Consider the following 13,398-nt stretch of genomic DNA (forward strand, 5'->3'; position numbering starts at 1 on the left):
GCGCCGGTTGCGCCCGTTCGTCCTGTGGACGAGGCAGCACCCGAAAACGTGACACGGCCGGGTTCGGCCGGCGGTGTCCCCGCCGCTACGCTGGACAAATGCCCGCAGCGCCCCGCTCCCGCACCGTCTCGCGACTGCAACCGTTCGCGTCCACGATCTTCGCCGAGATGACGGCGCTCGCCACCGAGCACGACGCGATCAACCTGGGCCAGGGCTTCCCCGACACCGACGGCCCCGTGTCGATGCTCGAGGTCGCGCGACAGGCGATCGCCGACGGCCTCAACCAGTACCCGCCGGGACCGGGCATGCCCGTGCTCCGGCAGGCGATCGTGGCCGATCGCGCCGCCCGCTACGGGATCTCGCACGATCCCAACTCGGAGGTGCTGGTCACCGTCGGGGCGACCGAGGCGATCAGCGCAGCCGTCCTCGGCCTCGTCGAGCCCGGCGAGGAGGTGGTGCTGATCGAGCCGTACTACGACTCCTACGCCGCCGCCGTCGCGCTGGCCGGCGCCGTCCGGCGGGCGGTTCCACTGGTGCGCGACGGCGAACGGTACGCCCTGGACGTCGACGGGCTGCGGGCCGCGATCACCCCGAACACGAAGATGCTCGTGGTCAACTCGCCGCACAACCCCACCGGCACGGTGTTCACCGAGGCCGAACTACTGGCGGTCGCCGAGTTGGCGTGCGAGCACGATCTGCTGGTGCTCAGCGACGAGGTGTACGAGCATCTGGTGTTCGACGGCCTCACCCACACCCCGCTCGCGGCGCTGCCCGGCATGTACGAGCGCACGGTCACGGTGTCGAGCGCGGCCAAGACGTTCAACGTCACCGGGTGGAAGACCGGATGGGCGTGCGGGCCGGCGGAACTGATCGACGGCGTCCGTTCCGCGAAGCAGTTCATGTCGTTCGTGGCCGGTGGCCCGTTCCAGCCCGCCGTCGCGCACGCGCTCGAACACGAGCAGCGATGGGTGCAGCAGATGCGGAACGAGTTGCAGGGCAAGCGGGATCTACTGGCGTCGGCGCTGCGGGGCGCCGGATTCGGCGTCTACTCGGGCGGCGGCACCTACTTCCTCCTGGCCGACATCAGCGCGCTCGGCACCCGGGACGGCATCGAGTTCTGCCGTCGCCTGCCCCGGGAGGTCGGGGTCGCGGGCGTACCGGTGAGTGTCTTCACCGACCACCCCCAGCAGTGGAATCACCTGGTGCGCTTCGCCTTCTGCAAGCGTGACGAGGTTCTCGCCGAGGCGGTGTCCCGACTGGGCCGGCTGGGGGTACCCGGGTGAGCCTGGCGACCGTCCCCGCCGACTTCCTCAAGCGGGCGCTGAGTCTCGCCGGGACCGCCGGGGCCGACCTGGCGTCGACGCTCGAGGCGTCGGGGATCGACGTGGAGTCGCTCGACGACCCGCGCGCCCGGCTCACCCCCGAGCAGGTCACCGCGTTCACGCAGGCCACGTGGCAGCTCACCGACGACGAACTGTTCGGCATCGGCGCGTCTCCGGTTCCGCGCGGGACGTTCCGGCTGATCTGCCTGTCGCTGATCCACCGCCCGGATCTCGGCAGCGCGCTCGAGCGGATGGCCGACGTGACTCGCGCACTGCCGGTTCCACCGATCACGCTGATCCCGGATGAGCAGTCGACGCGACTCGAGGTCCGGGTCGACGTCCGCGACGACGCGTTCTCCCCCGAGTTCGTCGACGAGGCGTTCCGGCTCGTCACCGATTTCGAGTTGATCCTGTTGCACCGCTTCGCGGCCTGGCTCGTCGGCCGCCGGGTGAGGTTGCAGGCGGTACTCATCCCCTACCCGGAGCCCGAGGCCCGGTTCGCCAAGCACTACGACGCCATCTTCGGGGTCCCGGTCACGTTCGGGTCGAGCGTCGCGACGCTCGAGTTCGACAACGCGATCCTGCGGGCACCGATCATCCAGGACGAGGACACCCTCGCCGAGTACCTGCGTGAGTCACCGAATCTGCTTCTCTCCGAACGCGACTACGACAGCACCGCCTCGGCCCAGGTGCGCCGGGTGCTCGAGATGGGGGCGCGCGGACGCACCTGCACCGCCGACGAGATCGCCGAGATGCTCTCGATCAGCGTGCCGCACCTGCGCCGGTTGCTGCGGCAGGAGGGCACCTCGCTCAACGCGCTGCGTGAGGAGGTGCTGCGCGACGCGGCGGTCGCTGCCCTCCGCCGCGGCGAACCGGTGGACGAACTGTCCTCCCGGCTGGGCTTCTCCGAGGCGAGCGCCTTCCGCCGCGCGTTCAAACGGTGGACCGGCGCGACACCCGGGGCGTATCGCTAGACGTCGTGGGCCGCTCGGATGATGGATCTCGATCACGAACCCGGGTGCGAACACCCGTGCGACAGCCGTCGAGCTTCTCCGGGACGCGCACGAGGCGGCGCGGCGGAAACGATGACGGCCCGTCGCCGGGTCAGGCGACAACCGTCCTGCAGGTTCCCGTCGTCGATCGGGGGCGCCCACGTGAACGCTTGCGCGCGACGACCACGCCGCGGTGCAGGATCTCGCCGCCCCACACACCCCACGGCTCGCCCCGCTCGAGTGCACCGGACAGGCAGCCCGACCGGATCGGGCATCCCCCACACCGCCGTTTGGCGCGTTCGAGGTCGGCCGGGACCGGGGAGAACCACAGATCAGGATCGCCCGCGCGGCACGGCGTCGTCTGTTCCTCGATGAGCCTCACGCTGCCCGACATCCCGATGGTCCCCTCGTCTCCCCACGGCCGGGCGATTCCCGCGCCATGGATACAGACCGGCCGCGGACCGAAAACTCATCGCGTCAGGAGAGAGCGGCGTCGAACACGAGGTCGAAAGCATCGACCAGCCATTCGTCGGTGGCTTCGGCGAGCACGCCCGCCGACGGGTCACGCTCGTCGTGGACGGTCACCGTCCAGTCACCGCTGGCGTCGGGATCGGAGGTGGCACCGGCGTCGTTCTTCGCGAGGAGGTACCGCCCGAGCTCGAAGTCGACGCGGACGACCCGGCGGCCCTGGTGCAGCACGACACGGACGGGGCGGTGGGTCGCCGTGGCCAGCACCGTGATGGCATCGGAGTAGCGAAGATCCGGCGTGTCCAGCCATCCCATGCTGAGGTCCTTTCCCGACAACTTCTCCGCCGGCGGCAGCTGCCGGCAACGCACTATCCGCTCTTACCCGGCGCCGAGACCGGCTATACCTCCGATGTCACTTTTTTCTCTCCGAGTTTTCCGAGCGGATCCGGATGACACCGATCCCAGGTTTTTCGAGACCGGAGGTATAGGGCGACTGTGTGGTGGGTACAGACGTGGAGATCGCATCGAAATCTCTCACCGGGAGTTGCCCTCATGTCGTTGTTCTCGAGGACCGCCGTACGCGTCGCCTGCGTCAAGAGCGTCTACTCGTGGTGCGGCGTGCCGTACTTCGGTACCCGCAGTGACCGCACGGCGAGCATGTCCGCGACCCCGTTGTCCGTGCTGTCCGCGGCGCGGGCGTAGGCCGGCCGAGTGAGCACCGAACGTATATTTACGCGTATGGAGATGCCCGGATCTGCCGCCGAATCCCCCCTGTCACTCGACGTCGACGTGATCGAGGGAGTTGTCGTCCTCCGCGCCCGCGGCGAGATCGACGTCCTCACCGCGCAGATGTTCGAGGAGGCGCTCGACCGCGCCGCATCCCGCCTGCCCGGCTCGGTGTTGATCGCCGATCTGTCCGAGGTCGCCTTCCTCGCGTCGGCCGGCCTGGCAGTGCTGGTCCGGTGCAGCGACGACATTCCCGACGGCAACAGGTTCATCGTCGTCGCTCACGGCCCCACCACCGTCCGCCCACTCGAGCTGACCGGACTGACCGAGGTGCTCGAGGTGCACCCGTCCGTCGAAGCGGCTCTATCGACGGTGTGATCCTCATGGCTGACAGAACGGTGATGCCGACGTCCGCGGCAACGGAACCGATCGGAGACATGACGCGGGAGGGCGGCCGACTGTCGCTGATCGAGCTCCGCGCCGAGCCTGCGGTTCTGGCCCCGGCTCGCCGCGCGCTCGCGGAGTTCGTGCGGCAGGCCGGCGTCTCCGACGACCGGGCGCAGGATGTGCTGCTGGCGTGCTACGAGGCGATGGCGAACATCGTCGAACACGCGTACCCGGCCGAAAGCGACGGCACCTTCGACCTGTCGGCGAACTACGACCGTTCCGGGACCCTCACGGTGACGCTCACCGATCGGGGCATGTGGAAGAGCGACGGTCCGGATCCCGCATCGCGGCGGGGCCGCGGACTGCAGCTGGTGCGCGCGTGCGCCGACCGGTCCGACGTCGTCTCGGGCGAGACCGGGACCCGGGTACACCTCCAGTGGCACGGCGCGTCGACCAGCGCCGCGCCGTACGACGAACAGGGTGGTTAGAAAACGATGCAGGCCGACCCCACTTCCGAGGTCTCTCACCGACAGACCGCCGCCGCCCCGGCCGTGACGGTGTCCGTGGGCGCGCGGCACGACCAGCTACCCATCCTACGGATGCTGACCGAGGTCGTGGCGATGCGCAACAACTGCACGCTCGACCAGTCTGCCGACCTCAAGCTGGCGGTCGACCAGATCTGCACCCTGCTGATCTCCTCCGCCGCACCGGACACCGAGGTGACCTGCCGCTACGGAACGGTGGACGACACGTTCCGAATCGAGCTGACCGCCCGGACGGTGGCCGAGTGGTACCCCGAGCCCGGCAGTCTCGAGTGGCGCATCCTCAGCGCACTGGCGGATTCGATCGCGATCGACCAAGAGCCGGACACCTCCGGGCACGCCACCACGTCGACCGTGACGATCTGCACCCGAAAGCTGGTGTGACGGGTGGTTGCTCAGGCCGACTCCCCGTCGGCGCAGTCCTCGGGCGACCTCGACGAGGTGTCCGAACTGTTCGCCGAACTGGCGAGCCTCGACCCCGGCGACCACCGGAGCAACGCGCTGCGCGACCGGATCGTCGCGAAATCTCTTCCCTTGGCCCGCAACATCGCTCGACGGTTCGCCAGCCGCGGAGAGGAGATGGACGACCTCTACCAGGTGGCGTGTGTCGGACTCATCAAGGCGGTCGACCGCTTCGATCCTGCGCAGGGCAGTTTCACCGCCTTCGCCGTTCCGACGATCATGGGCGAGGTGCGACGCTACTTCCGCGATCACGCGTGGGCGGCGCGAGTGCCCCGTCGCGTCAAGGATCTGACGCTCGACGTCGGCAAGGCCACCGAGGAACTGTCGCAGCGCCTCGGACGCTCCCCCACCGCGACCGAACTGGCCGTGGAACTCGGAACGGACGCGGACTCCATCATCGAGGCGATCGCCGCCGCCGGTGCGTACCAGACGCATTCGCTCGACACCCCGCTGAGCCGCGACGGCGAGAGCGCCACGCTCGCGGACACCCTCGCGACCGACGACGTGGAGCTCGAGCAGACCGAACTGCACCTGGCGCTACAGCCCCTGATCGACCGACTCGAGCCGCGCGAGAAGCGCATCGTCGTCATGCGTTTCTTCGAGGAGAAGACGCAGACCGAGATCGCACGCGAGATCGGCGTCTCGCAGGTCCAGATCTCCCGGTTGCTCTCGAAGATCCTCACCCGGATCCGCACGAACCTGGACGAGTGATCCCGCAGCCGGTGATGCCGCGGCCTGGAGCCTGCGGCTCTGCGACTACCAGGCCTGCGGCTCAGTGCCGACCGGGAAGACGAACGACCTGCACGAAGAAGTCGTCGATCTGGCGAACGGCAGCAATGAACTGGTCCAGATCCACCGGCTTGGTGACGTACGCATTCGCGTGCAACTTGTAACTGCGCACGATGTCCTCCTCGGCGCCCGAGGTCGTCAGTATCACCACGGGGATGTCGGCCAGATCGTGATCCGACTTGATGTGCTCCAGCACCTGGCGGCCGTCGTACTTGGGCAGGTTGAGATCGAGCAGGATCAGGTCGGGCCGGATCGCGTCCGTGTACTCCCCGCGCCGGTACAGGAAGTCCAGCGCCTGCTCGCCGTCCCGGACGACGTGCAGATTGTTGCCGACCTTGTTGAACTCGAACGCTTCCCGCGTCATCAGTTCGTCGCCGGGATCGTCCTCGACGAGGAGAACGTCGATCGCCTTGCCTGTAGCGGTCATGCGAGGGCTCCTTCTCTGCTGTCGGCGCCGGCACCGGCGCCCCTGTTCGTTTCACCGATCACGGGCACGGTGAAGCTGAAGCGTGCCCCGCCGGCGTAGGTCGTGTCGAGCCAGATCTGCCCGCCGTGGTACTCGACGATCTTCTTGCACAGCGCGAGCCCGATCCCAGTACCGGTGTACTCGTCGCGGGCGTGGAGCCGCTGGAAGATCACGAAGATCTTCTCCGCAAACTCCTCCCCGATGCCGATCCCGTTGTCCTGGACACACACGTGCCACATACCGTCGGGACGGTGCTGCACGGAGATCGACACCTCGGGAACGGTGTCGGCTCGGGCGAACTTGATGGCGTTGCCGATCAGGTTCTGCCACAACATCGTCAGCAGGGTCGCATCGCCCTCGACCTCCGGCAGCCGGTCCGGACGGTCGATCCGCACACCTGATTCGTCGATCGACGCCGCCAGATTCGACAGGGCCTTGTCGAACGCGTCGTCCAGCGACACCGGACCGAAGCCGCTCATCCGACCGACACGGGAGAACGTGAGCAGGTCGTTGATCAGCACCTGCATCCGCTTCGCGCCGTCGACGGCGAAATCGATGTACTGGTGCCCACGCTCGTCGAGGACGTCGCCGTACCGCTTCTCGAGGAGCTGGCAGAACGAGGCGACCTTGCGCAGGGGCTCCTGCAGATCGTGCGAGGTGACATAGGCGAACTGTTCGAGTTCGGCATTGGAGCGCCGCAACTCGACCGTCTGGGCGTCGAGCTTGGCGGTCTGCACCTCGAGGCGCGACTGCCGGTCCTGGACGATCTCCAGTTCCGCGACGATCCGACGCCGCATCCCCTCGATGTCCTCCGCGAGGGCCCGGATGTCCGCGGGCCCGTTACCGGCGTCGACCCGATGTCCGAAGTTGCCCAGTGCCACGCGCCGCGACGACTCCGACAGCCGCCGCAGCGGACTGGTGATCGCCTTGCGGATCAGCACCGCGATGACGACACACGCCGCCAGCAACACCACGAACAGCGAGGCGAAGACGATCGAACGCGTCATCCGCGCCTGCGCGAGGGTGTCGCGCGCGTCGGCACCGGCCTGGGCGAGGTGCAGGTCCAGCTCGCCGAGGCCGGCACGCAGCTCGTCGAAGGTGTTCTTGCCGCGATCGAAGACGACCGGGTCCAGGGGGCGGCCTCCGGTGTCGGGTGTGACGGCGAGAATCGGCTCGACGAAGGCACTGCGCCAGGCGGCGGCGCCCTGCTCGATGCCGTCGAGGTCCGCGATCAGCTCGGATCGCGGGCTGATCAGCCCGCGCAGCTCCGCCGTGGCCTCCTCCTGCAGTCGCAGGCCCGCGGTGTACGGCTCGAGGGCCGCGTCGTCGCCGCTGAGTGCGTAACCGCGAACGCCGGTCTCCTGGTTCAGGAATGCGGCCCGGAGCTGGGACGCCGCCGCGTCGGCCGGGGAGAGCCGGTTGATCAGTTCGTCGGTGGCGGTCTGGGTCCGGTGCAACGACACGGCAGCGGTCACCGCACCGGCACAGATCAGGACCACCAGGACGGCCAGGATCACGTTGAACCAGGCCTGGACCGTCAGGCCCTTCCCAACAATTCGTCGGGACTGCGAACTCATCGACCGAAACCTTCCTTCGTCATCTGTACGTGCACGACGGCGATGTCGTCGGTCAGTCCGCCGTAGTCGAGCGCGAGGCTTTCCGCATGGGCGATCAGCGCGTCGACGAAGTCGTCCGCCGACGCGTCGCCGCGCGTGCGCGCGTAGTCCAGCAGTCGGTCCTCGCCCAACCGTTCCGTCGGGCCGATACGACTCTCGAACAGGCCGTCGGTGAACAGGACGATCGACGTGTGGTCGTCGACGGACAGTTCCTGGACGGGCCACTGCCCCGGTTCGCGGCGCAGACCCAGTGCGGGGCCGCCCGGCACCTCGAGCCACTGCACCCCCGTACCGGTGCGGAGCATCATGCCGGGATGTCCGGCACGGATCACCCGCATCGTGGAGCGGTCCGGCGAGAGCACGACGCACGTCATCGTCGCGAAGATGTGGCGCCTGGGCCGTTCGGCGATCAGGATCTCCTCGAGGATCCGCATCGCCGACTCGGTGGGTACACCGCCGACCACCAAGGTGCGCCACGCGATTCTCAGGCTCACTCCGAGGGCGGCCTCGTCCGGGCCGTGACCGCAGATGTCGCCGATGAGAATGTGCACCGTGCCGTCGGAAGCCTCCACGACGTCGTAGAAGTCGCCTCCGAGCAAGCCGTGTTCTCGTCCGGCGCGGTAGCGCGACACGACCTCGACGCGGTCACTGCGCAGCAGCGGAACCGGCAGCAGTCCGCGTTCGAGCCGGGCGTTCTCGCGTGAACGCTGCTCACTGGCCTGCAGCGCCGCGGCATTGTTCTCCGCCCGCTTGCGTTCGATCGCGTACCGCACAGAGCGGGCGAGCAGGTCTGCGTCGACGCGCCCCTTGACCAGATAGTCCTGAGCACCCGCCGCCACCGCGGCCAGGCCGGTCCGATCCTCGGCGAGTCCGGTCATCACCACGACAGGCGCGCCGTTCGCAGAGCGCTGCACGGATGCGAGCGCATCGAGGCCCTGGGCATCGGGCAGGTGCAGATCCAGCAGAATGCAATCCGGCCTGTCGGTTTCGAGCAGCGCCTGCGCCTGACTGAGCGACTTGGTCCAGACGAGTTCGAAGTCGGACGTCGAGTCGAAGGCCATCTCCTCCACGAGGAGGGCGTCGCCGGGGTCGTCTTCGATCAGAAGGATGGACACCCTGGCGCCGCCCGCAACACCCGCACCACCGGGACCGGGTTCGATGCCACTCACGCTGAGGAAACCGGTGGCTCTGTCGACAGGATCATGGCGCGCTCCCATCAGGTCAGGCCGGAAAATCTGCGAACACCACCCTAACGGACGCTTGGACGACACCTCGCCCCGCTGTGATCACACCCACGTGGGACTTCTCTTACGCCGCGACCACCGGAACGACGACAGCCAGACCCGCGAACACCTTTGCGAACGACCCGAGGGACGCCTCCACCTCGTCGGCCCGCCCGTCGGCGAGCCAACCGAGAATCAGGCCGTCGATGGCCGTCGTGACCATGCGGCTGAGCACGGGTATCGGCACGGTCCATTCGATTCCGGCCGTTTCGGCCAGCCGGGTCAGGAACTGGCCGGTGGAGGCGTAGTACTCGCGGTACTGCCACTCGGCGATGTCGCCGCGCCCGGGGGCACGCAATGCGCCGACCGTCAGCTCGTAGAAGACCAACTGCTTGTCGGGCTGGACGCGGACGGTCTCCCAGAGGCTCATGAGCCCCTTGAAGATCGACTGCTCGACATCGACGCCCGGGTCCAGACTCGCCACCGCGGTCTCGACCATCCCCGCGACCACCTCGCGGGTGAGTTCGCGCAACAGTTCTTCCTTGGAACTGAAGCAGTAGTGGAACACGCTCTGCTGCACACCGGCCTCGGCGCAGATCGCGCGGGTACTCGCGGCCGCGAGTCCCACCTCCGCGCTCACGCGGATCGCCGCGTCGATCAGGTCCCTGCGTCGTTGTTCCACCGAAACGTAAGGCATCGCAACCTTTCCCCGAACATCGCACCCAGTGTTGTCGGCAGCGTAGTGGTCGGACGGTCCGGTGGCCAGGATTGAACGCAATGAATGTACCGAGGCACGCGATGTCCGAATTCACCCTTGTTTCCAAGCTGGTCGGTTGACAGACTTCGGGGACCCGGCGGTGCGATGCGCGGGTCCCGCGGCGAGAGGACGAGAACCCATGAGCACACTGGAATCGATGCTCGAGCCGGTGGTACGGACCGCCGCCACGATTGCCGGGTCGCTGCCGACCCCGATCCAGCGCGCCCTCGCCGGCAGACCGATCCGCGTCGACGGGCAGGAGCTGAACACCGAGATCCAGTTGATGCTGCGCATGCTGGCACTGCTGCCGGATTCCGACTTCGAGCAACTCCCGATCGAGAAGTCGCGCGCACAGATCGACATGGAGTCGCGCCTGGTCAGTGGACGGCCGATTCCGATGGCATCGATGGAGTCCCTGTCGATTCCGGGATCCGCCGGCCCGATCCCGGCGCGACTGTTCCGCCCCGAGGGCCTGCCGGCGGCCGCGCCGTTGCTCGTCTACTTCCACGGCGGCGGTTTCGTGCTCGGCAGCCTCGCGAGCCACGACTCGCTGTGCCGGTTCCTCGCTCGGCATGCCGAGGTGGCGGTACTGGCCGTGGACTACCGACTGGCGCCCGAGCACGCGTTCCCCGCCGCGGCGGACGACGCCGTGGCCGCGTTCCGCTACGCCGTCGCGAACGCGGCGTCGCTCGGCGTCGACCCCGACCGGGTGGCCGTTGCCGGGGACAGCGCCGGCGGCAACCTCGCCGCGGTCGTCTCCCAGCTCACCCGGGACTGCGGCCCGCGTCCGGCATTCCAGATGCTGTTCTTCCCGTGGCTCGACATGACGGCGAAACGCCGCTCGTACCAACTGTTCAGCGACGGCTTCTTCCTCACCGAGGCCCAGATGGACTGGTACACGAACCATTACGTGCCGACTGCCGGCGATCGCAGCGACCCGCGGGCGTCGCCGATCCTCACGGAGGATCTCACCGGGCTGCCGCCGGCCTACGTCGCGATCTCCGGATTCGACGTGCTGCGCGACGAGGGCATCGAGTACGCCGAACGTCTGCGGGCCGCGGGCGTCCCGACCACACTCCGCGTCCACGACGACCTGGTGCACGCGTTCGTGAACCTCACCGGCTACGGTCGGGCCGGTGTCGATGCGCTCCTCGAGGCCGCAGGAGCACTGCGCGTGGGGCTTTCGTTCGCGCCCCACCGCGAGTCCGAGCTCGATGCCGGGGCCGTCGAACTGGCGGAGTGACCGCTCAGCCCACGCAGAACTCGTTGCCCTCGGGGTCGGTCATCGTGATCCAGATGCTCGGGCCCACCTGCCCTCGATGCATCACCGTCGCCCCGGTCGCGACGAGTTCTGCGGCCACCTCCTCGCGCCGATCCCCCACCCGAATGTCCAAGTGCAGACGGTTCTTCACCGACTTCCCCTCGGGCACCGACTGGAAGAGCATGCGCGGTCGTTGCGGGTGCTCCGGGTCGCTGATCGCGGCGCCTTCCCTCCAGACGAGCACGCCCTCGAAAACGGTCGTGTCCGACTCCTGCGCATGACCTGCCGCGACCATACGCCGGATGAACTCCTCGTCACTGGGCTCGACGCGCCAGCCCAGCGTCTGCGCCCACCATTTGGCCTGGCGGTGAGGGTCCTTGGAGTCGACGGTGATCTGAATTTCGTATCCCATGTCGCGACGCTACTGCGGGCCACCGACAGGTTGGGGTAGGACGGAGACGAATGCGCCCCGACGACTACGCGGTGAGCGTGAAGTCCACATCGGGAACGTCGCCGTTGCTTCAGATCGACCGTCCGGGTCACCGGATCGCCGGTACAGCCAGCCGGTGGCACCACCTTCGACGACGTACCGACGTGCATGTGCGGCGCCGACGGGGCGCGCCCCCCGGGAGGTGGCGGCGCGCCCCGTCTGCCGACGACGGCCTCAGCCGCGGCGAGCGGCGACCGCGGCGGCGAGACGATCGAGCGTTGCGGCGGTGGTGCTCCAGTCGATGCACGCGTCGGTGATGGACTGGCCGTAGGTCAGCTCGTCCGCGTGGCCCAGCGTCAGGTCCTGGCGTCCGGCCTCGATGAAGCTCTCGAGCATGATGCCGACGACGCCCTTCTCGCCGGCCTCGATGCGCTCGGCGATGTCGGTGACCACGTCGACCTGCTTGTTGTGGTCCTTGCGGCTGTTGCCGTGACTCGCATCGACGACGACCCGCTCCGGCAGGCCCGACTTCGCAAGCCGCGCAAGGGTGTCGGCGACGGTCTCGGCGTCGTAGTTCGGCCCGTCGGTGCCGCCGCGCAGGATCACGTGGCAGTCCGGGTTGCCGACGGTGTGGATCAGCGCCGCCTGGCCCTCGAGGTCGGTTCCGGGGAACACGTGACTGGCCGCGGCAGCGCGCGTGCCGTCGACGGCCACCTGGACGTCGCCCTCGGTGGAGTTCTTGATGCCGACCGGCATGGACAGCGCACTGCACAGCTGACGGTGGACCTGGCTGGCGGCGGTGCGGGCGCCGATTGCGCCGTACGTGACGAGGTCGGCGATGTACTGCGGGATGATCGGATCGAGGAACTCGCAACCGACCGGCAGACCGAGACGGGAGATGTCGAGCAGCAGCTTGCGACCCATCCGCAGTCCGGTGTTGATGTCGTAGGTGCCGTCCAGGTGCGGATCGTTGAGCAGCCCCTTCCAACCCAACGTCGTGCGCGGCTTCTCGAAGTAGACACGCATGACGATCTGCAGGTCGTCGCGCAGTTCCTCGGCCTTGGCGGCCAAACGGCGCGCGTAGTCCATCGCGGCCTCGGGGTCGTGCACCGAGCACGGTCCGACCACGACGACCAGACGGTCGTCGTCGCCATTGAGAATGTTGACGGTGTCGGCACGCCCCGAACGCACGGTGGCAGCGGCCACGTCGTCGGGTGTGTGTTCCGCACGCACGACGGACGGCGCCACCAACGGGCTGATGCTGACGGTGCGCTGATCGTCGAGGCGCTGATCGTTCGCGATAACAGTCATGGGGTTCGGTTTCCTGTTCTCAGGCCGACCCTCGAAGACTGAAGAATCCCAGTGAGCCGGTCTGTCATCCGGCTCTGGGGTGGATTGTCAGCGCGTGGTTACGCCGACCGACCCACCCGGGGCCGGCCTGCTAAACCAGAAATAGGTCGCTGACACGCCGACCAGAGTAGCGCGGGCTGCACGCTCACGCAGCAGCGCCCCTCCGAACGAGACCACCGTCACACCGATCGGAAGACCGGGCCGCCGCCGAACCGACGCCTCCGACACTTGACATACAACCATTTGGTTGTACGTTGGAACCGTGAACGGAGACGACGAGGACCGGGCGGACGCCCTGTTCCACGCGCTCGCCGACCGCACCAGGCGCGACATCATGCGCCGCGTGTTGGCCGGGGAGCACTCGGTCTCCGCACTCGCGGAGAAGTACGACATGAGCTTCGCCGCCGTTCAGAAGCACGTCGCGGTGCTGGAGAACGCCGGCCTGCTCACCAAGCGGCGCAGCGGCCGGGAACAGCTGGCCAGCGGCGACGTGGCCGCGGTGCGCTCGGTGTCATCCCTGCTCACCGAGCTGGAGCAGGTGTGGCGCGGGCGCATCGCACGTATCGACGAGCTCATCGCACTCGACTCGACCAAGGAGGACTGAGCA

17 protein-coding genes are annotated in these 13,398 nt (G+C 68.2%); 9 read left to right on the top strand and 8 right to left on the bottom strand.

Annotated elements, in window-relative coordinates; translation table 11 throughout:
* Positions 1 to 98 precede the first annotated feature (98 nt).
* Together ABEU20_RS12555 and ABEU20_RS12560 are read left to right on the top strand one after the other, a co-directional pair.
* Complete coding sequence (locus ABEU20_RS12555; RefSeq protein WP_420164752.1) at positions 99 to 1,283, top strand: pyridoxal phosphate-dependent aminotransferase; 1,185 nt, start codon at positions 99 to 101, stop codon at positions 1,281 to 1,283.
* Entirely contained in the window at positions 1,280 to 2,296 is a 1,017-nt protein-coding gene (locus tag ABEU20_RS12560; RefSeq protein WP_420164753.1) for an AraC family transcriptional regulator, read from the top strand. Before ABEU20_RS12555 ends, ABEU20_RS12560 begins: the two co-directional genes overlap by 4 nt.
* 130 nt (positions 2,297 to 2,426) lie before the next feature.
* On the opposite strand, the gene ABEU20_RS12565 is transcribed toward ABEU20_RS12560, so the two are convergent.
* Both ABEU20_RS12565 and ABEU20_RS12570 read right to left on the bottom strand, forming a co-directional pair.
* Positions 2,427 to 2,708 carry a WhiB family transcriptional regulator gene (locus tag ABEU20_RS12565; protein ID WP_420164754.1) on the bottom strand — a complete coding sequence of 94 codons (282 nt, stop codon included), beginning with the start codon at positions 2,706 to 2,708 and terminating at the stop codon, positions 2,427 to 2,429.
* 83 nt (positions 2,709 to 2,791) lie between these two features.
* Positions 2,792 to 3,097, bottom strand: a complete 306-nt coding sequence (locus tag ABEU20_RS12570; RefSeq protein ID WP_420164755.1) for a hypothetical protein — start codon at positions 3,095 to 3,097, stop codon at positions 2,792 to 2,794.
* A gap of 237 nt (positions 3,098 to 3,334) precedes the next feature.
* On the opposite strand from ABEU20_RS12570, the gene ABEU20_RS12575 reads away from it, so the two are divergent.
* The 5 genes from ABEU20_RS12575 to ABEU20_RS12595 are packed head-to-tail and all read left to right on the top strand — an operon-like array spanning position 3,335 to position 5,610.
* Positions 3,335 to 3,484: a hypothetical protein gene (locus tag ABEU20_RS12575; protein WP_420164756.1), complete on the top strand. Its 150-nt coding sequence runs from the start codon at positions 3,335 to 3,337 to the stop codon at positions 3,482 to 3,484.
* Positions 3,485 to 3,493: 9 nt separating this feature from the next.
* On the top strand, positions 3,494 to 3,886 hold the full coding sequence (locus tag ABEU20_RS12580) for an anti-sigma factor antagonist (RefSeq protein ID WP_420164757.1): 393 nt from the start codon (positions 3,494 to 3,496) through the stop codon (positions 3,884 to 3,886).
* A gap of 5 nt (positions 3,887 to 3,891) precedes the next feature.
* The gene (locus ABEU20_RS12585) at positions 3,892 to 4,383 is read left to right on the top strand and encodes an ATP-binding protein (RefSeq protein WP_420164758.1); all 492 of its coding nucleotides are present in this window, start codon (positions 3,892 to 3,894) and stop codon (positions 4,381 to 4,383) included.
* Positions 4,384 to 4,389: 6 nt separating this feature from the next.
* The gene (locus ABEU20_RS12590) at positions 4,390 to 4,821 is read left to right on the top strand and encodes an ATP-binding protein (RefSeq protein ID WP_420164759.1); all 432 of its coding nucleotides are present in this window, start codon (positions 4,390 to 4,392) and stop codon (positions 4,819 to 4,821) included.
* Between the two features lie 3 nt (positions 4,822 to 4,824).
* A complete protein-coding gene (locus tag ABEU20_RS12595; RefSeq protein WP_420164760.1) occupies positions 4,825 to 5,610 on the top strand; it encodes a SigB/SigF/SigG family RNA polymerase sigma factor in 786 nt (261 codons plus the stop codon).
* 61 nt (positions 5,611 to 5,671) lie between these two features.
* Here the strand turns inward: ABEU20_RS12595 and ABEU20_RS12600 are convergent, their stop codons facing one another.
* The 4 genes from ABEU20_RS12600 to ABEU20_RS12615 all read right to left on the bottom strand — a co-directional run bounded on the left by ABEU20_RS12600 (position 5,672) and on the right by ABEU20_RS12615 (position 9,690).
* The gene (locus tag ABEU20_RS12600) at positions 5,672 to 6,115 is read right to left on the bottom strand and encodes a response regulator (protein ID WP_420164761.1); all 444 of its coding nucleotides are present in this window, start codon (positions 6,113 to 6,115) and stop codon (positions 5,672 to 5,674) included.
* Positions 6,112 to 7,731 (bottom strand): sensor histidine kinase, encoded by a 1,620-nt coding sequence (locus ABEU20_RS12605; RefSeq protein WP_420164762.1) that lies wholly within the window; start codon positions 7,729 to 7,731, stop codon positions 6,112 to 6,114. Before ABEU20_RS12605 ends, ABEU20_RS12600 begins: the two co-directional genes overlap by 4 nt.
* On the bottom strand, positions 7,728 to 8,939 hold the full coding sequence (locus ABEU20_RS12610) for a PP2C family protein-serine/threonine phosphatase (protein ID WP_420164763.1): 1,212 nt from the start codon (positions 8,937 to 8,939) through the stop codon (positions 7,728 to 7,730). The genes ABEU20_RS12605 and ABEU20_RS12610 overlap by 4 nt, the downstream gene beginning before the upstream one ends.
* A gap of 139 nt (positions 8,940 to 9,078) precedes the next feature.
* Positions 9,079 to 9,690, bottom strand: coding sequence for a TetR/AcrR family transcriptional regulator (locus ABEU20_RS12615; protein WP_420164764.1), 612 nt, complete (start codon positions 9,688 to 9,690; stop codon positions 9,079 to 9,081).
* Positions 9,691 to 9,889: 199 nt separating this feature from the next.
* Between ABEU20_RS12615 and ABEU20_RS12620 the strand changes: the two genes are divergently transcribed.
* Positions 9,890 to 10,993: an alpha/beta hydrolase gene (locus ABEU20_RS12620; RefSeq protein ID WP_420164765.1), complete on the top strand. Its 1,104-nt coding sequence runs from the start codon at positions 9,890 to 9,892 to the stop codon at positions 10,991 to 10,993.
* 4 nt (positions 10,994 to 10,997) lie between these two features.
* On the opposite strand, the gene ABEU20_RS12625 is transcribed toward ABEU20_RS12620, so the two are convergent.
* Both ABEU20_RS12625 and ABEU20_RS12630 read right to left on the bottom strand, forming a co-directional pair.
* Entirely contained in the window at positions 10,998 to 11,423 is a 426-nt protein-coding gene (locus ABEU20_RS12625; protein WP_420164766.1) for a VOC family protein, read from the bottom strand.
* A 252-nt stretch (positions 11,424 to 11,675) separates the two neighbouring features.
* The gene (locus tag ABEU20_RS12630; RefSeq protein ID WP_420164767.1) at positions 11,676 to 12,752 is read right to left on the bottom strand and encodes a 3-deoxy-7-phosphoheptulonate synthase; all 1,077 of its coding nucleotides are present in this window, start codon (positions 12,750 to 12,752) and stop codon (positions 11,676 to 11,678) included.
* A gap of 301 nt (positions 12,753 to 13,053) precedes the next feature.
* Between ABEU20_RS12630 and ABEU20_RS12635 the strand changes: the two genes are divergently transcribed.
* Positions 13,054 to 13,395, top strand: a complete 342-nt coding sequence (locus ABEU20_RS12635) for an ArsR/SmtB family transcription factor (protein ID WP_420164768.1) — start codon at positions 13,054 to 13,056, stop codon at positions 13,393 to 13,395.
* Positions 13,396 to 13,398: the final 3 nt, after the last annotated feature.

This window comes from Rhodococcus parequi (assembly GCF_046042785.1).
GTDB classification, from domain to species: Bacteria; Actinomycetota; Actinomycetes; order Mycobacteriales; family Mycobacteriaceae; genus Prescottella; species Prescottella parequi.